The sequence below is a fragment of the Paenibacillus tepidiphilus genome, from assembly GCF_008635795.1.
Classification (GTDB): Bacteria; Bacillota; Bacilli; order Paenibacillales; family Paenibacillaceae; genus Paenibacillus_AQ; species Paenibacillus_AQ tepidiphilus.
The window spans coordinates 133,418-155,785 of record NZ_VWRQ01000016.1 but is presented as its reverse complement, the minus strand read 5'-3'; the positions used below and the strand labels follow the sequence as shown (position 1 = coordinate 155,785).

The 22,368-nt window shown below is 53.6% G+C and carries 17 protein-coding genes; 2 read left to right on the top strand and 15 right to left on the bottom strand.

Annotated features, from left to right (window positions below):
• Nucleotides 1-232: 232 nt before the first annotated feature.
• The 4 genes from F1379_RS20115 to F1379_RS20100 form a co-directional block, all read right to left on the bottom strand.
• Nucleotides 233-1,873: a type 2 periplasmic-binding domain-containing protein gene (locus tag F1379_RS20115; protein ID WP_150273158.1), complete on the bottom strand. Its 1,641-nt coding sequence runs from the start codon at nucleotides 1,871-1,873 to the stop codon at nucleotides 233-235.
• A 58-nt stretch (nucleotides 1,874-1,931) separates the two neighbouring features.
• Nucleotides 1,932-2,831, bottom strand: a complete 900-nt coding sequence (locus tag F1379_RS20110; RefSeq protein ID WP_150273156.1) for a carbohydrate ABC transporter permease — start codon at nucleotides 2,829-2,831, stop codon at nucleotides 1,932-1,934.
• Nucleotides 2,832-2,845: 14 nt separating this feature from the next.
• Complete coding sequence (locus tag F1379_RS20105) at nucleotides 2,846-3,802, bottom strand: ABC transporter permease (protein WP_150273153.1); 957 nt, start codon at nucleotides 3,800-3,802, stop codon at nucleotides 2,846-2,848.
• A 230-nt stretch (nucleotides 3,803-4,032) separates the two neighbouring features.
• The gene (locus F1379_RS20100) at nucleotides 4,033-6,300 is read right to left on the bottom strand and encodes an AraC family transcriptional regulator (RefSeq protein ID WP_150273150.1); all 2,268 of its coding nucleotides are present in this window, start codon (nucleotides 6,298-6,300) and stop codon (nucleotides 4,033-4,035) included.
• 613 nt (nucleotides 6,301-6,913) lie between these two features.
• On the opposite strand from F1379_RS20100, the gene F1379_RS20095 reads away from it, so the two are divergent.
• Nucleotides 6,914-7,561, top strand: coding sequence for a hypothetical protein (locus F1379_RS20095; RefSeq protein ID WP_150273148.1), 648 nt, complete (start codon nucleotides 6,914-6,916; stop codon nucleotides 7,559-7,561).
• A gap of 37 nt (nucleotides 7,562-7,598) precedes the next feature.
• Nucleotides 7,599-8,669 (top strand): hypothetical protein, encoded by a 1,071-nt coding sequence (locus tag F1379_RS20090; protein ID WP_150273146.1) that lies wholly within the window; start codon nucleotides 7,599-7,601, stop codon nucleotides 8,667-8,669.
• A gap of 321 nt (nucleotides 8,670-8,990) precedes the next feature.
• On the opposite strand, the gene F1379_RS20085 is transcribed toward F1379_RS20090, so the two are convergent.
• From F1379_RS20085 to F1379_RS20035, 11 genes are all read right to left on the bottom strand, one after another.
• Nucleotides 8,991-9,779 (bottom strand): methyltransferase domain-containing protein, encoded by a 789-nt coding sequence (locus F1379_RS20085; RefSeq protein WP_150273143.1) that lies wholly within the window; start codon nucleotides 9,777-9,779, stop codon nucleotides 8,991-8,993.
• A gap of 94 nt (nucleotides 9,780-9,873) precedes the next feature.
• Nucleotides 9,874-10,620: a 2Fe-2S iron-sulfur cluster-binding protein gene (locus tag F1379_RS20080; protein WP_150273140.1), complete on the bottom strand. Its 747-nt coding sequence runs from the start codon at nucleotides 10,618-10,620 to the stop codon at nucleotides 9,874-9,876.
• Nucleotides 10,621-10,690: 70 nt separating this feature from the next.
• Entirely contained in the window at nucleotides 10,691-12,346 is a 1,656-nt protein-coding gene (locus tag F1379_RS20075) for an FAD-binding protein (RefSeq protein WP_150273138.1), read from the bottom strand.
• Nucleotides 12,347-12,394: 48 nt separating this feature from the next.
• Nucleotides 12,395-12,937, bottom strand: coding sequence for a hypothetical protein (locus F1379_RS20070; RefSeq protein WP_150273135.1), 543 nt, complete (start codon nucleotides 12,935-12,937; stop codon nucleotides 12,395-12,397).
• A gap of 33 nt (nucleotides 12,938-12,970) precedes the next feature.
• Nucleotides 12,971-13,663: a 4'-phosphopantetheinyl transferase family protein gene (locus tag F1379_RS20065; protein WP_150273133.1), complete on the bottom strand. Its 693-nt coding sequence runs from the start codon at nucleotides 13,661-13,663 to the stop codon at nucleotides 12,971-12,973.
• A gap of 29 nt (nucleotides 13,664-13,692) precedes the next feature.
• Entirely contained in the window at nucleotides 13,693-14,841 is a 1,149-nt protein-coding gene (locus tag F1379_RS20060; RefSeq protein ID WP_150273131.1) for an ABC transporter permease, read from the bottom strand.
• Nucleotides 14,838-15,971, bottom strand: coding sequence for an ABC transporter permease (locus tag F1379_RS20055; RefSeq protein WP_150273129.1), 1,134 nt, complete (start codon nucleotides 15,969-15,971; stop codon nucleotides 14,838-14,840). Before F1379_RS20055 ends, F1379_RS20060 begins: the two co-directional genes overlap by 4 nt.
• Nucleotides 15,972-16,000: 29 nt before the next feature.
• On the bottom strand, nucleotides 16,001-16,924 hold the full coding sequence (locus F1379_RS20050) for an ABC transporter ATP-binding protein (RefSeq protein WP_150273126.1): 924 nt from the start codon (nucleotides 16,922-16,924) through the stop codon (nucleotides 16,001-16,003).
• A gap of 28 nt (nucleotides 16,925-16,952) precedes the next feature.
• Nucleotides 16,953-17,768 (bottom strand): thioesterase II family protein, encoded by an 816-nt coding sequence (locus F1379_RS20045; RefSeq protein WP_162551227.1) that lies wholly within the window; start codon nucleotides 17,766-17,768, stop codon nucleotides 16,953-16,955.
• Between the two features lie 169 nt (nucleotides 17,769-17,937).
• Complete coding sequence (locus tag F1379_RS20040; protein WP_150273121.1) at nucleotides 17,938-18,717, bottom strand: hypothetical protein; 780 nt, start codon at nucleotides 18,715-18,717, stop codon at nucleotides 17,938-17,940.
• A gap of 51 nt (nucleotides 18,718-18,768) precedes the next feature.
• Nucleotides 18,769-22,347: a thioester reductase domain-containing protein gene (locus F1379_RS20035; protein WP_150273119.1), complete on the bottom strand. Its 3,579-nt coding sequence runs from the start codon at nucleotides 22,345-22,347 to the stop codon at nucleotides 18,769-18,771.
• Between the last annotated feature and the right edge of the window lie 21 nt (nucleotides 22,348-22,368).

Here is a 22,368-nt window from a genome sequence, read left to right as displayed (position 1 = left end):
ATGTACAATGAAACCGGCCAGTAATGAGAACTACGGGTTCATGGTCCTTTTATTGTATGTAGGCGATCGCCCTGAAGTGCTTGGACGCCGGAAATAGGTACAAACCCATGAGGTTTTTATCCTCTGCTCCCAGGCAACACAAATCCCCGGCAGCCCTCCACAACTCGTGGAACGGCTCGCCGGGGATATGTTTATCTATACAGCTGTTCAGCTATACGCAAGCTGTTCCGGATTAACGGAACTGGCCTGCATCAATAGCGGCTTGCTTTTCGTCGAGAATTTCCTGATAGCCTGCATCCAGGAAGGTCTGCTTGGCTTCCTGATAAGTAGCGTCGAATTCAGCTTCCGGAGCCAGTACAGTCTTCACGTACAGATCCTGGAACAGGGAGTTCAGGTCGGCTTTGTACTCGTTGACCTTCTCCAGCACGGTAGTGAACATGGCGTCAGGTGTACGGAATTCAGCGGTCTCATTGTAGTACTTCACCATATCATCAGCCAGATATTCATAGCCCGCCGGTGACCAGTTGCGCAGGTTGGCTTTGAGTGTCTTGTCGGCATCCGGATACTGTGCAATCTCCGTTACGAGTGCCCAGTAGTCTTTGTTGTTGTTCAGGGCCAGGACAGACTCGCCTTTATAGTCAGGGTTCTTAACAGCGATGCCTTCTGCATCAAGCGTGTAGTTCTCGCCTTCCACACCGTTCTGGAATTTGAACAGGTTCTCCGGCTGGCTCAGCCATTCGAGGTACATCCATACCGCAGCGCGCTCTTCGGCAGAAGTCTCATAGTTGATGCCCATGATGAAGCCAAACGGCCAGTAGGCGCGTCCTTGCGGCTTGTTGCCTTCCGGAACCAGAGCGTAAGGAGGCATTACGGCAAATTCAGCATCCGGATTGTTAGCCAGTGTTGCTGCGAAGACATCTGTATTGTTGGTCAGATAGAATCCGTAGTTGCCTGTTTTGCCGGCGACGAACTCTGCCTTGATCTTGTTGTCATCGCTGCGCAGATAGAATTCTTTATCCACAATGCCGTTGTTGTACTGATAGTTCAGGTTGCGCAGGAAGCGTTCGGAATCTGCAGTGGTGAAATCGGCAACGCTTAGATCGGAGTAAAGTGCACGGTACTCCGCATCAATAGGCCATTCACGGAAAGCATACGTATAGTTGAAGCTGTCTTTGATCAGGTTGCCGCCGGTTACACCGAGTCCGGCTTCCTTCCATTTCAGCAGCATTTCATTATACTTCTCCAGGGAAGTCAGGTCTTCCATCTTCATGCCGACCTTCTCCACCCAGTCTTTACGGATGATGTTCACGAAATTATCCGCTTCCGGACGTGCAGCAAAGAAGAAGATGTTCTCATCGTCGACCGTACCGTACTGCTTGATCGTTTCACCCATATTTGCCCAGTAAGTTGGAGCATAATTTTCTATTTCTGCATAGTTAAGCGGCTGCATAACATCTTCACCGTAATAAGTAAGCGCTTGAGGCATGTCGTAGTGGAAAATAATATCCGGTGCCTTATGCGACGCCAGCAGCTGCTCATAGTCCGTCACTTCGCTGGTGCGGGTAATCGGCACATAGTTGACTTCGATGTTGTATTTGTCCCCGAATTCGGACTGCACCCAGCGGGTGTAATAGTTGTCGGTTACATTCCAGCCCTCGAACGCACGCTCATAGACCGGAATATCAATCTTCACCTTCTCTTTGAAGCCCTGCGAATAATCGGCGAAGCCGCCTTCAGCCGTCTGGTTGTTGTTTGCTGCAGGCGTGTTCGAATTTGCCGCCTCTTTATTGTTGTTGCCGCCGGAGCATCCGGCCAGCATGCCGGCCGTCATGACCGAGGCCATCATTAATGAAACAAAACCCTTTTTGTTCATTGTAATTCCCCCATTTTTTTAATTTTCGGAGATAGTAATGCTGCTTGCAGAACCTGGACTATTCTTTGACTGCCCCGAGCATTACGCCCTGAACAAAGTATTTCTGGACGAATGGATAGATGCAGAGAATAGGCAGAGTGGCAAATACGACAACGGATGCTTTTAATACCTCAGGGTTACTCAGTTGAACTGTGGTGGCTTCCATCTGGAAGCTTTCCGTCGCCTGGATAACCAGGTAATACAGCTTAAGCTGCAGCGGCCGAAGCTCGGTCGCATGCTTGATATAGAACAAGGCATCCTGATAAGCATTCCAGCGGCCAACCGCGTAGAAGAGCGACAGGGTGGCGATAATCGGTTTGGAGAGCGGAATAACGATGCTCCACAGAATCCGGAAATGTCCTGCGCCGTCAATGCGTGCAGATTCTTCCAGACTCACCGGAATACTGCTTGTCAGTGAAGTCTTCATAATCAGCAGGTTAAAGACACTGAACGAGAGCGGCAGAACGAGTGACCATATGGTATCGAGCAGCCCTAGATTGTTAATGTTCATATAGTCCGGGATGATCCCGCCACTGAAGTACATCGTGAACAGGAAGATAAAGGTGATGACTCTCCGGCCCTTGAACTGCGCTCTGGACAACGGATAAGCTGCACAGATGGTCAGAATCATACCCAGAATGGTGAACAGCACGGTCACGATAACTGATACGTAGAGCGAACGGAGAATACTGGCATCCGCAAAAATTTTCTTATAGGCTTCAATCGTAAAGCCTTCCGGCCACAGAAACACCTTATTGGCGATAACAAAGGAGTCCGAGCTTAATGATTTCGCCACGACATGCAGGAAGGGCAGCAAGCAAATCAGCGAGAATATCACAATAACAATGCGGATCAGCAATTCCCAAATATCCGGACGATTCTTACTTAATGCGGCAGAGTTGCCGGTTGATGCTTTCATGGTTTCGCTCCTTTCTAAAGTATTCCATCCTCGCCGAGCTTTTTAGCCACGCGATCCGCCGTTATTACAAGAATTATACCGATAACGGATTGGAATAACCCCACCGCCGTCGCCCGGCTAAAGTTGCCGGATTCAATCCCCCAGCGGTATACCAGAACCGGTATGGTCGTTGTAAATTCTGTAGTGGCTTTGTTCTGCAAGGCATAGATACGTTCGAAGGAGCCCTCCATGATTTTGCCCAGGTTCATAATCAGCAGCGTGACAATCGTCGCACGGATCGAAGGCAGCGTAATATTCCATACCTTTCTCCAGCGTCCGGCTCCGTCTACGGTGGCCGCTTCATATAGTTCAGGGTTGATACCGCTCATAGCTGCCAGATAGATAATCGTTCCCCAGCCCATACTGTTCCACACGCCGATGGCCAGATAACTGATCAGCCAGTTGGTATCCTCTTGAAGGAACGGTATCCTGTTGCCGCCCATTAATTCAATGACATTATTGACTACACCGCTTCCTTCACTAAGAAGCTGGTAGGCAATCGCCCCGATAATGACCCAGGACAAGAAGTGCGGCAGATACAGCAGGGTTTGATTCGCTCGTTTGAATTTGACACTCTTAACTTCATTCAGCATCAAGGCCAGGATGATTGGCATCGTGAAGCTGAATATGAGATCAAGAACGTTGAGCAGCAGCGTATTGCGGATTGCCCGGGTGAAATCAGGCTTGGAGAAAATCTCCTGAAACATTTGGAACCCGACCCATTCGCTGCCCCAGAAGCCTCTGGCAATTTTGTAATCCTTAAAAGCGATTACAAGTCCGGTCATCGGCAAGTATTTGAATACGATTACAAAAGCCAGCGGAATAGCTACCAGCAAATACAGTTGCCAGTCCCGCTTTAAAAAGTACAGTGGCCCCTCTTGCTTTCTTAATAGAGCATTGTGATTGGTCTTTGAAGCGTTTGCAACTTTCATAATCTCACCTCCTACACCACTAAGTTTCTCGGTGCCGATTGCGTCAACCGGCTTGAGTTCTATGCTATCCGGAGTGGGAGATTTTGAAAACCATGAGTAATGCTGCTCTCTATCAAAACTGACAAGAATGCGGTTTCATAGGCTTTTTAAGCAACTCAATGATCATTTCTGATAGGTGAAAACGTTTTATTTAATAGTTAAGCACTACCGCAGCCCGGTCATGAGCAGATCTAAGCATTCTTACTCTTGGCTGTTTTGTAACCACTCGGGGGCATCCCCTCATATTTGCGGAAGAAGCGGTTAAAGCTCTGCACATTATAATAACCAACCTCGGCGGCAATTTGTTTAATCGTCAGATCGGTATCCAGCAGCAGTTCCTTGGCTTTCTCAATACGCAGCTGATTGAGGTAATCAATCATGCTTTTTCCGGTCAGCTCATATACGACCTTACGCATATAAGAGTAGCTGATGCCAAATTCCTGGGACATATCCTTGAGCACAATTTCCTCTCGGTAATGATCCTTCAGATATTGAATGATTCGTTCGCCATGATTGATCTCGGTGGTGCTATGATCCAGATTCTGCACAATTTCCCGGAAAATATTGCGCAGGTACTCCTCCAGCTCATCCAGCGTATCCATTCCGGCCAAAATGGTGTATATATCGCCTTTGCCCATAATCATTCTGCCAGTGGCAATGTGGTTCTCGCGCAGATGCTTAATGGTCGCCCCCATCAGCTGATGATAAATAAACATAATATTATCGTAGGAAATATTCTTCTCCACGCTGATCAGGCAGCGGATCGTCTCAAGCTCCTTATAAATTCCGTCCAGATCACCGGCATCGAGAAAGTTCAGAATCCGCCGCTCGTTGCTCTCAGTATCGATATATTTACGGCTGTGCTCTTCTTCATCCCGCCAGTACATAATGCTTCCCGCACCATTGATAATCCGCTGTTTGATTAATTCCATGGCTTCGAACAGCCGCTCGGCAACCATTTCAGGTGCATCCGCCACATCGCTGACTCCAATGGTGACTGTGTGTTCAAGGAGTGCATAAGACTCATCCCGGATTTTTTCCAGCGCCTGATGAATCAGCTCATGCTTATCTTCCTGCTCCTCCTGGACAAAATTCAGCACAATGACCATACAACCGTCGGTATGGTAGACAGAATGGGCTATAATTCCCTCTGGAAAGAGACTTTCGTATTTCGTGTTCAGCAGATACCGGTGATAGCTGCGTGTTTCCACATTGGTATTGCCGACATATCTTCTGTACTGGTCAATGGAGACAACAACAACTCTGTAATACATCTCCGGAAACATCTCTGCTAGCCGGGGCGGAATCTCCCCGCGCAGCAGACGGTGCACAGCAAAGCTCCGGGTATCCTGTTCGCGCTCCTGCAGCAGCTGGAACAAGCCTTCCTCTTCTTCCTGCATCCGTTTAAACGCTGAGTTCAGGAAGGCAAGCTCATTTTTACCCGCCACGTCCAAGTTGCTCTTTGAACGTATCGTCTGCACCAGCTGCCGGAGCGGTCTGGACAGCCAGGTCGCAAGAATAACAGCGAGTACAGTTCCCAGCAGAATAATGGCTCCGGTAAGCAAAATAATGTTCCCCTGCATTTCCCTGGATTCGCTCATCAGCTCATCCATCGAGCTCCAGCTGACATTCCACCAGCCGGACAATGCCGAGCGGCTCCAAGCGTAGACCATCCGTTTGCCGTCCAGCTCATGGAATACATAGCCCTCATCTGCTCCCTGGGTCAGCAATTCCTTGACGTAGGGCAGCTTAAAGCCGTCCGTAAGCAGCAGCGACTTGTCACTGTATGAAATCACTTTACCGTCCGGGCCCAAAAGCAGGGACCTGCTGTCCGCAACCTCTGCGGTATCCAAATATTTACCGACCTGACTCTCTTCCATATTAACAACGATTAATCCGCTTGTCGGAGACGAAAGGCGGTTCAGCGGATAGACATAGGATACGACATGCTCACCCGTCTCCAGCATGCGGGGGACCCATACCCCGCTGATCCCTCTCTGGTCGGCGAGCGCCTCCGTGGTCCATTCGATGGGCTCATACCGTTCCAGCGTAGTGACCCCATTATTTGTAGAAATGACATAATCCGAATCATTCAGATAAAAGTATGAGGAATTGACGCCATCCACCCGGCGGTTCAGGTTCCTCAGCTCATCCAGTACAGACAGAGCCTTGCTGACATTGTTGTAGCTGGAGTTCAGTTCGTTGTAGGTCTCGAAGCTGCGGATGCTTTCGAACACATTGGTTGCCGCCAGACGCGCTGTATCCTGCGCGAGGTTTGCAAGCGCATTCTCATTTAACTTGCGGTTGGCGTTCAGTCCGGCCAGCGAGGACTCTCCGATCGCCTTCTCCGAGTTCTCAATGATCTGCGCACCGCTGTACCACGTCAGAATGGCAGTCGGTATGGCCATGATACAGAACAGGATCAAGGCCAGCTGTAGCATCATCGGTATTTTCTTCATGGTTCTCCCCCTATTGTCTCTGTAAACGTTACCAACATAAACAGAGAAGCCGCGCACGCAGCGGGCTTCTCTAGGAATAACCTTCAAAAATCACTGAAGAGTAACTTGCTGCGCGTGTTGTGTGTATCTATGAAAGTGTAGGTCTATATATGTTGAACCTCTGAAATTCACATAAGCTTTGGTCGTACTGCGGGGAATGTTTGGACTTTCGGCCGCTGTTGTCCCCAGATTTCATAATTCAAACCGCTTTTAGCGGTTGAAATCCGGTGACAAAGGCGGACGCTATCGCTCCTGCAGTTCCAAACTCCCCCTCCGCACTCCCATCTTTTTGTGTGGTTCTTCTGTTCAACTTATATAGGTTGAGGGAATGTTCGGGACGGCCCATCGTCCGCCCCCGCTTGTTGTTATAATAACATAAATTATAGTTGTCAGTCCTGTCATTTGCTCACATTTTGTCGAACATCGCATGTAATGCCTCACAACCCTGTGCGGCGGGAATAAAGGATTCACCACAGTGTCACAGGAGCAAGAACATTTATGTAGTAAATTTTTCCTAGAGCTGCTAGACTGTAATCTGTCATTTATTATCAGTTTGTTAGATTCGGAGGAAAATATGAAAACAGCCAAATGGATCGTCGTGCTAATGATCCCTTTTCTGCTGGCCGGCTGCGTCTCACAAGGAAAGTATGATGCACTGGAGAAGGAGAAGGCCGATCTTTCCGCCAAACTTGCCACAGCAACGGCGGATCTGGACAGCACAAAGAAGAAGGCGGAGGAACAGGCCGCGCAATTAGCCGAGCTTACTCAACTACGTACTGAAAACGAGCAGCTAAAAGAGAATCTGGACTTGTACCGGAAGGAAGCAAGCCCGGCTGCGGCAGACACAAGCAATTATAATACAACAGCCGAGGAGGAATACATCAGCAACCTGATTGAGGTGTATGACTTCCAGGCCAAGTATTACGATTCGCTCCTGGACGGCAAGGTGCCGGGCGTCACCTTCAAAATCAAAAATAAAGGAAACAAGAGTCTCGGGGAAATTGAGTTGACCGTATATTTCAAGGATGCGAATGGCAACAACATCGCCGAGGAGAGCTATACCCCGGTAAACGAGATGGATTTCGATTATCCGGAACTGAAGCCGAACTATACGTTCCAGCTCGATAACGACCGGTTTTATACTGCCAAAACGGTGCCAAAGGAATGGAAAGCAGGCGCAGCCGAAATTAAAGTGACCTCTATCAAGTTCAAAGACGAATAACGATCAGACTGCCATTAATACACTGGGGGATTTTATAATGAAGAAAACATTGGCGCTGCTGCTCACAGCGCTCCTGCTTGTAACGGGAGTATTCTTGCCATATGGAACGGGACAGGCAGCAGCCGCAAAGGCACCCGTTTACACAGAGCTGGCGACTTTTATCGACGGAAAGCTTCAAACTTCACCTGTCAAATCACTGCTTGCGAACGGCTCCACCTATATTCCGGTAAAGCTCGCACAGCAGATCCCGGGAATCACCGCCGACACTTCGGCAGGTGTCACCTTAACCGGCGGCAAGGGAGCCGCCAAGCTGGATGCAACCAATTCGATCCTCTACAAGAACTCGAATTATGTGTCCTTCAAGACACTGCTGAAGATCGGTAATCTGGAAGGCAAATACGCGTCAAGCGCTGAAGCGATATTCTTGTGGACGACCGAAGAAGGCAAGACCAAGAGCAACGCTACACTGTCCAGCATCAGCAAGCTGCCGGGAACGATGGGCCTTGCCGTAGGGAAGAAGGTATATGTGTTCGGCTTCCCGGATTACAGCTGGGTTCTTGATGTGGACTATGACGGAGGGTCCACCATGGTGTTTACACTTCAGCATATGGACGGCACCATCTGGACGCTGGATGATCCGGTGTATGGTACAGAGTCTCTTTATACGGATGCTTACCTGCAAGGCCTGAAGAGCACTTATTACGGCCTCACGGCTTGGGTCAACAATTCGATTATTGAAGACAGCCCGTTCACGAACATGGAGAAGGTAACCCTTCTCAACGTGTTGCCGGATCCGGATCACAGTGCTGTGAAAGTTCAGGTTCGCCGGGCCAACGGCGAGGAATTTTATATGACAACCGATCCAGAGGGCGATATTGAAGAAGAGATCGACCAGTACTTCTATTTCAAGAATCCCCGGACCGTATATAAAATCAGCGACAAGATGTGGAAAGCGATTCAGGAGGAGCGCGTCGTGGTAGGAATGAGCTTTGAGGAAGTATACTTTGCCTGGGGCGAGCCGGACCGCACCAACGATTCACTGGGCCTCGTTGTGTACGGCAATACCTATTTGTACTTCCGGAATGACAAGCTGGCTACTATTCTGTAAAGAATGAAGGGCATGTCCCAAAATAGTTGTTGACACTGCCTTGGACAGCTCACCGGGAAGAAATGCATATAGAATAACCAGAGCAGCGGCTCTCCGGTCAATGGAGGACCGCTGTTTTGCTCTTTTCGACTACCGCAGATTGCTTTAGCAGATTGTGGGCAAGGGTTCGGTCATATGTCCCAGCCAAGGGCTGATTCGTCAAGCGTTGAGTTACTACGAGTACTCTAGATAAAAATGGGAAATAGAGGCCGCTGAGTCCGTTAAAGTACGTATCGGCGGGTTTTTATCTCCGGAACTTTAAATGAGGCCCTCCGCAGCATGCTACTCCATTTTTCTTGCAATTAGATGGCTAAACACCGCAATCTCCCTGTACGGGCTTCGACTGCCCAATCCGAACTCCAGATCCTTCATCTGTTCATGCCAAGCTTCATCCTGCTTAAGCTCATTGTCCGTGATATATCCGTATACATTATGTATGCCGTAATGCCCGGTGACCTCATACCCCGCCTCCCGCAGCCATTCTGTCAGCCGGTCACAGGAATACACCGTGATATCCGTGCCGATAATGCCGCTGTACTCTTTGCCACTGTCCATACCGGCCAGTGCTTCAGCCGGTTGCTTAAGCACAACGGCTCTCTTCAGCACCTTGGCCGCCGGATTGTGGGCGATCAGGGACAAGTAGCCTCCGGCTTCCTGACAGCTGCCGATCAAGCGGATAAAGGCTGCCGGGTCATCCACATACTCCAGAATGTTATGGCTGAAGATCCAGTCGTAAGTCTCTAGCTCTTCTGCCGCCGCTTCCAGGGATGCGTTAATATAGCGGACGGACTGCCCACCCGCCGCAGCATGCTCCAGCAGGTCCGCCGTTGGTTCAAGGCCCGTTACCCGGTGCCCCCGTCTACTGTACTCATTGCTGGAAATCCCGAACCCGCAGCCTGCATCGAGCAAGGTCCCCCCCGTGTCATTCATTACTTCGTCAATCTGGTGCCACGCCGTCTCGTAGAACAGGCGCCCCCAGGGCATCCGGGTGTAATGTAAATAAGCTGCCTGTGAATTGGAAAATGCGGCGATACGGTCCATGCTATTCAGCCCTTTCTTCTCTGCTTTCAAGATACTTCCAGTATAAGGCTAATGCTGAACCGTACCAGGGATTCATATCACCAAAGAATGGACAGATGTGACTATTCAGCCCAATCTGCTAAATCTACTCTATGTTCACACCCGTCATTCCAACCGGCTGCTTCCGCTTGCCGAACAGGTTCCACATGCTCCAGACCGAAATCCGGTTCATCTTCGAGACCGCTTCGACAATGGGTATATCCATCGGGCAGACCTCCTGGCAGGCCAACGATTTAGAGCAGCCTTCGTAGACCCGCTTGGTGTACTGCTTCTTGTAGGCTTTGTTCTCGCTCATTAAAGTCAGGTTAAGCGCCGACATCGCCGTCGGCATGCCTGTGAAGGCCTCGCCCAGGCTATAATTCGCGCAGGCCTCCAGACAGCTGCCGCACATCAGGCACTGCGATACTTCATATTGCAGCGGCAGATTGACGGGACGGACCTTGGCCGGGGCTTCCAGCCACAACTTCATCTCCTTCATCGCCTCGAACATCTCACTGCGGTCCACGACTAGATCGCAAACAACCGGGAATTTGCTGAGCGCCTGAATGCGGATCTCGGGCTGCTCCTGCACCAGCTCATCGCAGAACATCTGGCAGGACAAGCCCGGCCGGTCATTGACCACCATGGCGCAGGCTCCGCATAGCCCCTGCTCACAGCTGCATTCCCACTCAATGGGGCGCTCGCCCCCTTTCGCGGAAGCCGCTATGTCCCCGTTGATGGCATCGATCATTGTTGCGACGGACACATGCCTTTCTCCGCTATATTCAAAGCTCTGCCAGTACGGCTCTTTATCGGCATTCTCCTGCCGCCTGATGTTCACTTTGATACTCACTGCCCACCGGCCCCTCTCTTTGGTAGCATGACATTCTGAATTTGTATGGCATTAGTGAACGTATTCACCATTATCCAAAATCCACCGCAATCCCGCCGCCCGCAACCCGTGCATTGGTCGGCTTCTTGAACTGGCGGTCGTTCTTCTCGCTGTAATCGGTACGCTGGTGTGCGCCACGGCTCTCCTTGCGCTCCAGTGCGCTCTCCACCATCGCCTTGGCCAGCAGCAGATTGGCATACAGCGTGCGGTCCTCGTAATAACTGTAGGGATGCCGCGCCTCCGCAGCACGCTGCTCCAGCTCAGCAATCCGCTTGCGGGCAGCCAGCAGCTCCCGTTCCTTGCGGTAAATGCCCATGGACCCGTACATCAGGCTGGACAGCTCGCGGCGGACTGCCGTGTAATCGGACAGCGGCGAAGGCGCCGTCCCCTTCCAGCGCTCCAGTTCGCCCGCCGCAGCCGCAAGTGCTCTACGTCCGGCTACATCCGCCACTGCACTGCCGATCCCGGTTACCGCCCCGGCGCTTTGCGCCGCTACCACTCCGCCGCACACTGCGCCAAGCAGCGAATTGCCGCCCAGCCGGTTCGCGCCGTGATACTGGGCCGAGCATTCGCCCGCAGCGAACAGCCTGGCGATATTCGTCCGGTGGTGCTTATCCGTCTTGATGCCGCCCATGAAGTAGTGAATACCCGGGGCAACCGGAATGGGCTCTTCATACGGATTAAGGTTCAGATACGTCCGGCAAATACTGACTACCTCATCCAGCTGCGAATCAATGACCGCCTTCGGCAAATGGGAAATATCCAGATACACCGTCTGTCCGCCGTTAATCCCAAGCTTCAGCTCATTGCAGACCTTGTAGATGCTCTGGCTGACGACATCCCGAGGCATCAGTGCACCGCGTTCCGGATACCACTCCTCCATAAAGTACCAGGGCTGCCCGTCCCTTAACACATATAGTCTGCCGCCCACGCCGCGGGCCGCCTCTGTAATGAGCATCTGCTTCGTAGCGGTATGAACAGTGGTCGGATGATACTGGATCATCTCCAGATTGGCGAACTCCACACCTTGCGACAGCAGGGCTCCGGCGGCATAACCGTCATTGAGGCGGGAGCCCGTTGTATGGCCGAAGACCCCGTTGGGTCCGCCCACCGCCATAATGACGGCATCCGCCGTAATGCTGCGCAGAGCCTGGGTGCGCTCCTCGATGATGACGGCGCCGGCGCACTGCGCCCCTTCCAGGATCAAGGAATGGAAGCGCCAGCCGGTCAGCCGCTCGATCGTGCCGTCTGCTTCATATTTGCGGCAGCCGGCAATCACCGCCGCCATAATCTGCTTGCCGGTGCGCGCGCCGGCATAAGCCGTGCGCTTCTTCTTTTGCCCGCCGAAATTCCGCAGGTCGACCCGGCCCGCTTCGTCCCGGGTGAAGTTCACACCGAGCTCCGCCAGCCAGTGGACAAGCTCCGGGGCCATCCGCACCAGATTGTCGGCTGCCTCGGGATCATTCAGATAACTTCCGCCCTGCATCGTGTCCACAAAATGCTGCTCAACCGAGTCATCCTCGCCCTTCGTATTCAGAGCGGCGTTGATGCCGCCCATAGCCATAACAGACTGGGAGCGCTCGGCATACGCGGGCGAGACCAGCGTTACCGCAGCCCCCTGCATCGCCAGCTTCAAAGCAGCCGTCAACCCGGACAGCCCGCTGCCGAGGATTACAATCTTGTTCATGAAATGTTAACACTCCTCTCGTTGTTCGTTTCCCTTCAGGCCTCCGGATTACGCTGTCCAGAATACGATCTGGGATACCATGTAGACCACCAGAATCAAACCCAGAACAATGTGCGTGCGGCGCATCAGCTTCGGATAATTCTCGCGCTTCTTGACCGCTCCCATCGAGATGAAGTGCTTCGGTACACTGACCGCCATATGCAGGCCGACGATCAGTACGAAGCCGAACTCCACCGCCACATAAAGGATGCTGAAGAGCGTGCCCTGAAACGTCTGGGATTTATCCAGCTCGATGACGAGGATGTGAAACAACAGAAAGATGCCGGTAAAGATGCCGGAAGCCGACTGGAGAACCAGGCTCATGTTGAGCTGCGGATACTGCTTGGCCTTCTTGTCCCGTTGACGGTTCTTCACCATCAGCGTGAGTGCGAATACCATATGGATCGACATCGTGATCGACAGAACGCCGCCGATAGTCATATGAATAAAGCTGTAAGGCATCAGTCCAAGGTAATAAATGCAGGCCACAATTAAATGGGCCAGAAACAGCACCGTGCTGAGTGCGCCGAAGATGGCGACGATTTTCTTCATAATGCCGACTCCTTAGTGAGTGAGAATTGAGCCCTAGCCGCTCTCCCTGTCGATATGCACAATGATTTCATGCAGCGATAGCTGCTGCAGCCTTACCGGGACCGGCCGGCCGGTACAGACCGCCAGCTTGTATTGCTCCCGGATGTGGCAGCGCTGAAAGTAAGGGGAGACGCTGTCCTTGGCGTTAAGCGTAACGGAGGGCCCGTCGATGCTGAAGTAAAAAGAATTGAGCGGCATGTAAAGCCCCACTCCGAGATATTTGACATAGCTCTCTTTCAAGGTCCAGAAATCATACAGAGCGTTCATCCGCTGGCCGAACTCGCGTGAGAGAATATAGCTGTACTCCCGGATATGAAAAAATTGCTCCGCCAGCACCATGTCGATATTCTGCACCTGCTCCACGTCGATTCCGATGGCCTGGCGGTCCAGGCCGCAGGCAACCAGGCTGCCGGAATGCGAGACATTGTAATGCAAGTCCCCGTCCCCCTGCACAAAAGGCTTGCCGTAGGGGTTCCGGCCGATTTCAATATCCCGCATCCGCATGCCGGTGCGCTTCGCAATCATATACCGTGACAGCGCCTCGCCGTAGACGGTCCTGCGGCGGTCGGCCTCGCGTACATATTGTTCCGCCTCTTCCCGCTTGCCGGGAGCGCAGGCCCCAAGAAGCTTCTCATACAGGTCTCCGCCGGTCTCTTCATTAATATCCATATAGTAAACATCAATCATCAGCCGCTTTCCGTCCTTTAGCCGTGATGTCAGGCAAGATTGCGGAATTTCTTCTCGCGCTTGCTCGTAATCCAGATGGCGGCCAGGAGAATGACCACCGCCATGACGCCCAGCAGAACCGTCTTGCCCGAGATGCTGGCCAGGCTCATCCCCTGCTGCAAATCCAGAATGCAGGCCATCGCCCAACGGGCAGGCGAGATGTAGGAGATCGCATTGATCACCTTCGGGAACAGCTCCACCTGAATGAAGCAGCCGCCGAGAATGACAATCAGCAGATTGGCGAAATTGGAGATCATCGAGGCCGCATCCGCCTCTTCCGTAATCGACACATAGAAGGTGCCCAGCGCTACAGCGACCATGGCCGTCAGGAACAGAATCAGGAACAGCACGCCGGGCTGGATGCCGATGGAGGTATCCGTCAAATATTCCATGCCGAGCACGGCCACCAGAATCTGAAAAGCGGCGATGCCCAGATTGCACAGCACGTTGGACAAGTAATACATCCACACCTTGGCCGGGGTCAGGAAAATGCGCGCGTAAACATTGCGTTCCCTGTCCGTGTTGATGACATTGGCGATCATTGATGAATTAAAGAAGACGAACAGGATCAGGAAGCCGACAAATATATTCGAGTTGTTATACTCCGTATACAAATCATTAAGAGAAGTCTTCTCGACATATTCCGAAGTCGCAATATAATTGTCTACCGAATTCTCGAATACCCCGGGGTCGCCGGACGAGACCTTGCCCAGGTTGCGCAGGTTCAGCAGATGATTCTTGAGAATGGCCTGCAGCAGCGTGTAGACATTCTGCTCCTCGTTGCCGATGACGCGGATCTTCTCAATCTCGTTGCCGAGCAGCCCTTGCTGGAAACCTCCTTCAATGACCAGGGCTACGTTGATCTTGTTGCTCTGGAAGCCTGCCTCTACTTCATCCTCATTCATATAAAAGACTTCAATGCCCTCCAGCCCGCCGACGATCTGCGTAATGGCTTCGGAAGCCCGGCTCTTATCGCTGTCGGCGATACCGACATTGACGAAGCTGCTGGAGTAGCTGACGACCTGGCTGGCAATCAGCAGCACGATAATAGGCGCGATTGTCATCAGCACGAAGGATATCGGCTTGTGCAGAATGGAGATTCTGAGATTATTTTTGATCAGTGCCACAAAAGCTTTCATGCCTTCAGCTCCTCCCTCTTGTCCTTGACGATGATCACCAGCAGGCACAGCACCGTCAGCAAAGCGAAGGCGGCCGCACTTAAGATCAGCACCCCGTTGTCATCTGCGTAAATGCTGCGGAAGATGCCGATATTGGCCCAGCGCAGCGGTGACACAAGCAGCACCTTGGCGAAGGTACCTTCCATATCATAAGGAAACGGCGTATAGGAGCCGCCCAGGAACGAGAAGATCGGAATAATGAGCACCGAGAGCAGCACATCGACCTTGCCGCGGGTCTTCAGCAGCTTGGCAATCAGCATCCCGAGCGCAGCGTTGAAGATGGCGAAGAGCACAATGTACAGATACATCAGCGGCGGGTAAGCGCCCCAGTTCACATCGAGATAGGTGATCGAGAATATAAATGCCGGAATGAATACAACAAGGCCAATCAGCGAGTAAGCGATCAATGAAGCCGCATAATACTTGCCACGGCTCAGGCCGGTCAGCATGATCCGGTCCTTCACCTTCGTCCGCTTATCCGTGAACAGGTCTCCGAGCGGAATCAGCATCAGATACAGCACCATCAGCGTCAGCTCCGCCACACCATAATAATCGTAGGAGCTCAGTGCATTCTCGGAAGGGATCATCTCTACCGCCACCTCATAATTGGCGTTGTCCGTCCCGATCAGCTGCAGCGCGTTCTCCCCGTCGATTTTATAGGCTTCCTTGACCGTCTGGATACTGCAGGCGACGCTGCGGAACAAGGCGACGACCCGGGCCGTATTCAGCGGCTCCGACTCATTGCCGTACACCTGCATCCTGTCTTTATTCATGTGCACGAATACTTTCTTGTTCACGCGGGCCTCCCGCTTGCCGTCCTCAACCGTATCCGTGTAGTTGATCCGGATACCGTAATCCTCTTCAATCGACACCGAAGCCGAGCTCAGCGCATCCAGCACCTCGGCGGAAATACCCTCGGACTGATTGAGCAGCGCGACATCGACCATCGTCAGATTGGATTTATCGGAGAAGGCCCCGCTCAGAATCGAACCGATCAGCACCATCAGGAAGATGGGGAATATGAGCAGAAACAGAAACCACTTGGGATTGCGGATCTGATTGCGGATAATTTTCTTGATTATCTGAAACATAGGATCGCCCTTTCCGGTTAACTTCTGCGTCAGTCGCGCAGTTTGCGGCCTGTCAAGGTCAGGAAGACGGTTTCCAGTGTGACATCCCGGAAGCCGATATCGCGGACCTTCACCTGTCTGCTGCTGACATATTCCATGATCGCATGCAGGTTGTCGACTTCCTTCAGCGACTCTACCTGAACCTCGTTGTCTCCGATCTCAACATTGACGACTCCTTCAATCTGGGCCAGCTCCTCCTTGCTCAGCTCAAAAGCATTGTCCACGGTGAAATGCAGCGATTTCTTGTCGTCGATCAGCGCCGTCAGCTCCTTCTTGGTGCCGGAGGCGATCACCTGGCCCTGGTCGATAATGGCGATGCGGTTGCAGAGCGTCTCGACTTCTTCCATGTAGTGGGTGGTGTACACGACAGTGACCCCCTTCTCGTTGAGGCGCTGCACCGATTTCAGGATATGATTGCGCGACTGCGGGTCGATCCCGACCGTAGGCTCATCCATAATGATGAGCTGCGGGTTATGTACCAGAGCGGCGGCGATATTCAGCCGTCTCAGCATCCCGCCGGAGAAGGTCTTCGCCTTCTTGCGCCGCACATCGCTGAGGCCGGTGAATTCCAGCGCCTCGTCGATCCCGCTCTCCAGCTCCTTGCCCCGCAGACCGTACAGCTCGCCGAAGAATTTGACGTTCTCGTAAGCGGTGAAATTATCGTAGAGGGCGATGTTCTGCGGAACAAAGCCCAGCTTGCTCTTCTCCGCATCCGCTTGTTTGCCAAACAGCTTGACTGAACCCGAAGTTGCGTGCAGCAAGCCACAGACCAGATTGATCGTGGTGCTTTTACCTGCGCCGTTCGGTCCGAGAAGACCGAAGACCTCGCCCTGCTCGATGGACAGGCTTAGCCCGTTCACGGCGGTATGGTCGCCGAATTTTTTTACCAGATTGTCGATTTCAATAACCTTCATCCTTCACCCTCCGCTCTTATATTGCGACTTACGAATGGGCCCTGCCTGTCAGCTGTGCCCTGCTAATGTCGATCAGCTTGTTGCGAAGATGGAACAGAACTACCTGAGGATGATCGGCGAAATAAAAATGTCCGCCCTGGAACAGCGTCAGCGTAAAGTTCCCTTCCGTGTACGCCCTCCACCCTTCCAGCTCCTCTCTGGTCGCAATGCTGTCCCTGTTACCGCCGTATATTTCAAATGAAACCGGCACCGTTTGCGCATCGTCCGGGTTATAGGTCTCACACAGTTTCATATCTTGTCTGAAGGTAGGGAGAATGAGCTGCAGAAATTCCCTGTTCTGAATCAAGGCATCCGGAATGCCGCCCAGGCCGATAATCGTATCGATGAAATCGTCGTTGCTCTTCAGATACAATTTGTCGCCGGCGTCGGCAGTCAGGCTCTCGGTGAACTTGTCCATGTAACACGGAGCCTTCATGCTGGAAATAATAACCATTTCCGGGAGACGCATACCCCGCTGATGGAGCTTCTGAACCAGCTCGTAGGCGAGCAGTCCGCCCATGCTGTGCCCGAACAGGACATAAGGCAAGTCGGTATAAGCTGCGATTTCATCGGCCAGTACCTCCGTCAAGGCCTCCGCCCGGTCGAACGCCGGTTCCGCAAGTCTTGCGCCCCTGCCGGGAAGCCGCACCAGGGCAAGCTCAACATCGCCCGGCAGCTCCTCTTCCCAGTGCAGATAAGTGGACACATCGCCTCCCGCCGGAGGGAGCATGAACAATCGTAGGGTAATTGCGGATTTGTCCGCTGTCCGTTTAAAGAAAAACCAGGGCTTGACCTCTTGTCTCATCGTTTCCTCCATTTTGCCTGAATTAGGGTCTGCCTCCCGGGGTGAACCGGCCGCATACTGCTCCAATGAAAGCTTGGCCGGCCACCCGAAGGGAAGCGGTTGTCACCCGAAGTCTCCTTGACTTTTGAATAAATTTAAAATATTTACATTCAATAAAATGACGAGGCCCTTATGCCGAATATTTCTCGAGACGCTCCGGCTCCAGCAGCGTGGGAATTGAAGCTTCAAAGGCTGCTTTATTCTTCTTCATATCGAAGAACATCCAAATGTGGTACACCGCACCGGCAATGCCGCCCAGCAGCGCGGTAATCTGCATGACGGTCATTTGGCCGCCCTCGAAGTAGATGATAGTATCCGTCATCGCGAACACCATGGTCAGCACCAGATCCAGCCCGACAAGGATGCCGAGAATATTCAGCTTGCGGGAGAAGATGCCGCTGTCCTTGGCCAGCAGCGAGGTGACGAGATACCATAAGCCGAAGCCGCCGAACATCCACAGGAAATCGGGATCGACCGGGAAGGCTGCAACCTCAAGCGCTGTCCGGTACATTTCGTTGCCGCTGGAATACAGAGTCATGACCTTCATGATAAAAATTTCGCGCATCCACTCGATGCAGAGCATGGCCGCGCCGCCATAGCCGAGAATGGTCACCCAGCGGTACAGTCCTTCCCATTTATAGCTCTTGGTGCGCACAACGCTAACTGCTGTATTGATCCAGTACAGAGACAAGAAGCCGATGACGACAAAGATATAACGCCAGAAATGCGGAATGAACGGATGGGCGGCAATTTGCTCATAGAATTCCGTTCCGCGGTATTTCTCCGCCGGGTCGAGCGGCATCAGAATGCCGATACCTGTATAGAGCAGGCCTATAATCAGGGACACCCACATTCCGCCGGTATAAATACTCATTTTCTTCGCCTTGACCACATCAAGCCTTTCCTTCATCTTCGTTCCTCCTAAATTCAATATGAGTATAACGCGGGCCCTGCCATGTTCTCAGTGATTTAATTGAAAATATTGGGTTTCTACAAAATAATCGAGATATTTTCTAAAAATCTCCGCTTCTACTGGCGGACAAGCGATTCCGGTACCCTGCAATCCTCTGTCACGGTTGGCGGTATCATAGACCACTTCCACGTCCCATTCGCCCATATCCTCCGGGATGAAGGGCAGCATGGCCTTGACGGTGTTCATCTCCGGATGGTTCGCGGCCCTCTCCACCAGCTCGTCCTTCCAGCGGTCATAAGACATCTTCTCCACCTGGAACCCGTAGCTGCTCATCCATTCGTAGACCTGCTGCAGGTTGTTCATTCCGTTGCCCGTGATATGGAAATTCGTGTTCCGGGACGATTCCTGCACCGACAGCGCCACAATGGAGCGGCTGACATAGTCGACGGGAATAAATTCGATGTTGACGTTCTCTTCGAACAGAATCCCGGCCTCCACACAGCATTTGATCATCAGCCACATAATGTCCTTCGTCTGGCAGGCACCGCTCACGCTGGAGCCGGAAATGCGCCCCACCCGGTAGATGCTTACGGGAATGCCGCGCTGCTTGGCGATGGCAAGAATCTGCTCGGCCACCCATTTGCTCTGCTGATAACCGAGCACCAGCACCTCGTCATCCGTCGGGACGTCATCCTCATAAGCAACGAAGCCGTGCCCGTGTGACAGATTCGAGAAGACATAATGGGTGGAGACGTAATGCACCGGCTTCAGCCGTCCAGCCGCCGCCAGCCGCAGGATTTCCTGCGTTCCCTGAACATTGACATCCTTGATCATCCGGTACGGCTCCAGGAAGTTGGTGATGGCTCCGGCATGGTAAATTACGTCGATTGTAACTGCCAGGCGGTTAAACTGCTGAAGCCCCAACCCCAGCAGCGGCCGGGAGAGGTCACCTGCCACGATATCAATCCGCTCGTTATAGGCCTCGTTCCAGAGCCCGTATTGCCGCATATTGGCGACCGCCTTGGCCCGGCCGTCCTGAACCGATGCCGCGCGCACCAGAAGTACAATCCGGTAGTCGGTCACTTCCAGCAGCTCCTGCAGCAGGAAGGCGCCCAGGAAGCCGGTGCCGCCTGTGAGCAGCGCGGTCTGCAGGGCCGGGGCGGTGCCGGACGCTCCGTATACACCACCGCTCTCGGCGACATGGCCGAACTGCTGGCCGGTGGATACGGCGCTGCTCCCGGCGACATGGCCGGGCTGCAGACCGGTGGATACGGCGCTGCTCCCGGCGACATGGCCGGGCTGCAGACCGGTGAATACGGCGCTGCTCCCGGCGGCTTGTACGTACTCCCGCGGCTGGCCAATTAACGCAGTCCCCGTTCCGGCATTGGGGGATGCCGCTATTCCGGTAATGCTCTCGTCAAGCCACACCTCGCTGCGCAGGAATTCCCGGGTCTTGTAGCGGAAATTGCTGACCGCAGATTCGTTCAGTTCCTCCTTGTCCTGCTCAGCGCGGATGGCGTCGATATAGAGCGCCATCTGCTCCACAGAGGAATTGTCGAAGAAGATGCGCACCGGCAGCTTGATGCCGAAGGCATTCTTGAACTTCACGATTAACTGGGCGGCCATCAGCGAGGTGCCGCCGAGACCGAAGAAGTTATCCAGTACGCCTACCTGGTCCAGGTTCAGAATGTCGGCCCACAGGCCGGCAATGCTTCGCTCCGTGTCGGTCCGCGGCTCGATATAATCGGCCTGCAGGCCCACCCTTGTCCGGGCCTTGGACTGGAATATAGCCTGCATGATTTCAGCGACCGGCGGAGTGCTGCTGCGCAGAGCTTCCAGCTGTTCCCGGCCGGCTGGGTCCAGACGGTTCCACCTGCCGGCGATGAACGCGTACGGGTCGAAGCCAACCGCAGTCGGTTCTGCTACCTTAGCCACGGCCTTGGCCGCTTCCTTCGGCAGCAGTGCTTCGTCCGCATATTCTGCAAGCAGCCTGCAGTCGACCACCGCCGTTTCTCCGGCCAGGATCTGCGGCAGTCCGGTGCGGGTAAGCTTCGCGAGGAACCGGGCGGCCATTTCATTGCGGCCGTTCGGCTCATAACGCAGCTTCACCTGACCGTACCCGGCGGCCTGCAGCGTCTCGGCCAGCTGCTTGACCAGAATGTACTCGGCATTCTTCCCGAGTACCCGGCAGTTCAGCAGCAGATTGTCTACGGTGAAGCCGGCTTGGCTGAACGTGCCGATCACCGCGCCGGCAATGCCGTAGTCCCCGAAACGGTCCGCCACCTTGACGGCATAGACCGCTGCATTCTGCTCTTCCATAAGCGTAAGCAGGTCTGCGGAAGAGAACGTCCGCCCGGTCAGATTGAAATCCTTCGTGCCATGCAGCAAATGCTCGAGGCTGCCGGCCTGAGCTGCGTCCGCCGGACGCAGCGATACCTCCAGCGCAATGGATTGCAGGAATTGCTCCAGATTCACCTCTCCCGGGGCATCCTCCTCTGCGTGCCCTGCGCCCGCATCCTCATAGAACTCCGCACCGTCCGGAATGAAATCCAGTACGCCGGAGGCTTCAACGGTCTGCATCCACAGCGCCGGATCCTCCGGCAACCGCACCTGGCTGCCTTCCGCAAGCCCCAGCTCCCTGGTGTCGAGCACAACGATCTGCTCCCGCACCAGGCCATATTGCTTCTCCAGCCGGTTCATAGCTTCTGCGATTGAACCGCATTCTGCGCAAATATATGTAAAATCCTCCTGCCCCGGCAGCACGCTGTCCTGCGCCAGAATCCGCTGCACCTGCGCAGTGCCGGACTTCGTGCAGAGCGCCAGCTCCGCGCCCCAGGCCCGCAGCTCCTGCAGGTACGCATGGAACATCCGGTAGGCGTCGTCGTCGGCGAGCAGCTGCCCGTCGATCTCCTGCAGCATCCCCGCCGGACCTTGCTCTGCCTGCTCCTCCGGCTCCTCATCCGATTCGCACAGCAGCACACCGGCGTCCAGCAGCAGGACACGTCGCTCCGTCCGCCGGCTAAGCGCGATCAGCCGGCGGAATTGTCCCGCAGCCTCTTTGAAGATGCGGTTAACATACGGAATCTTCGCAAAGGCGTACATGCCCATATTAGCGCTGCGCTCTGCGCCGTAGCGGCGGATGATGTCTTCCGCATCGGCCAGTAAGACCCCTGGAACGGAGCGCAGCCGCTCCAGCATATAAGCCCGCAGCAGCAGCGAGGTCTCCATCGCCCCGCGGGCCACCTGGTAATCTCCGGCGCCGAGCGGCCGGTTCTCCAGCATGGCCGGAAGCATGAAGATCACCTGCATATCCAGCCGCTGTTTGGCATACAGCACAGCGTCCAGCAGCATGGAGATCTCCTGCTTGCAGCGGGTCAGGCTCCCGGGGCGGTAGAAATCCCTGGTGCTCAGAATATCCTCCAGCCGCGTCCAGACCAGCAGTACCTCAGGCTGTTTGCGGTACAGGGCACTCTCTTCGTCCATGCACTGGGAGATGATCTGATTGTATGGACCCGTGCTGATCCGCAGCGGTATCCCGGCTTCCTGCAGCTCGCCCGCCAGAAAAGTCTCCAACAAATTGGCCGTAAAGCTGGCCAATACAACAATCTCCTGCGTATTGCCGCTCAATATCCTTCCTCCTTCTTCCGC

Bases quoted from the DNA above. Each gene is read 5' to 3' on its own strand.
- F1379_RS20115 (WP_150273158.1), bottom strand. From the start codon at position 1,873: ATGAACAAAAAGGGTTTTGTTTCATTAATGATGGCCTCGGTCATGACG.
- F1379_RS20110 (WP_150273156.1), bottom strand. From the start codon at position 2,831: ATGAAAGCATCAACCGGCAACTCTGCCGCATTAAGTAAGAATCGTCCG.
- F1379_RS20105 (WP_150273153.1), bottom strand. From the start codon at position 3,802: ATGAAAGTTGCAAACGCTTCAAAGACCAATCACAATGCTCTATTAAGA.
- F1379_RS20100 (WP_150273150.1), bottom strand. From the start codon at position 6,300: ATGAAGAAAATACCGATGATGCTACAGCTGGCCTTGATCCTGTTCTGT.
- F1379_RS20095 (WP_150273148.1), top strand. From the start codon at position 6,914: ATGAAAACAGCCAAATGGATCGTCGTGCTAATGATCCCTTTTCTGCTG.
- F1379_RS20090 (WP_150273146.1), top strand. From the start codon at position 7,599: ATGAAGAAAACATTGGCGCTGCTGCTCACAGCGCTCCTGCTTGTAACG.
- F1379_RS20075 (WP_150273138.1), bottom strand. From the start codon at position 12,346: ATGAACAAGATTGTAATCCTCGGCAGCGGGCTGTCCGGGTTGACGGCT.
- F1379_RS20070 (WP_150273135.1), bottom strand. From the start codon at position 12,937: ATGAAGAAAATCGTCGCCATCTTCGGCGCACTCAGCACGGTGCTGTTT.
- F1379_RS20065 (WP_150273133.1), bottom strand. From the start codon at position 13,663: ATGATTGATGTTTACTATATGGATATTAATGAAGAGACCGGCGGAGAC.
- F1379_RS20060 (WP_150273131.1), bottom strand. From the start codon at position 14,841: ATGAAAGCTTTTGTGGCACTGATCAAAAATAATCTCAGAATCTCCATT.
- F1379_RS20055 (WP_150273129.1), bottom strand. From the start codon at position 15,971: ATGTTTCAGATAATCAAGAAAATTATCCGCAATCAGATCCGCAATCCC.
- F1379_RS20050 (WP_150273126.1), bottom strand. From the start codon at position 16,924: ATGAAGGTTATTGAAATCGACAATCTGGTAAAAAAATTCGGCGACCAT.
- F1379_RS20045 (WP_162551227.1), bottom strand. From the start codon at position 17,768: ATGAGACAAGAGGTCAAGCCCTGGTTTTTCTTTAAACGGACAGCGGAC.
- F1379_RS20040 (WP_150273121.1), bottom strand. From the start codon at position 18,717: ATGAAGGAAAGGCTTGATGTGGTCAAGGCGAAGAAAATGAGTATTTAT.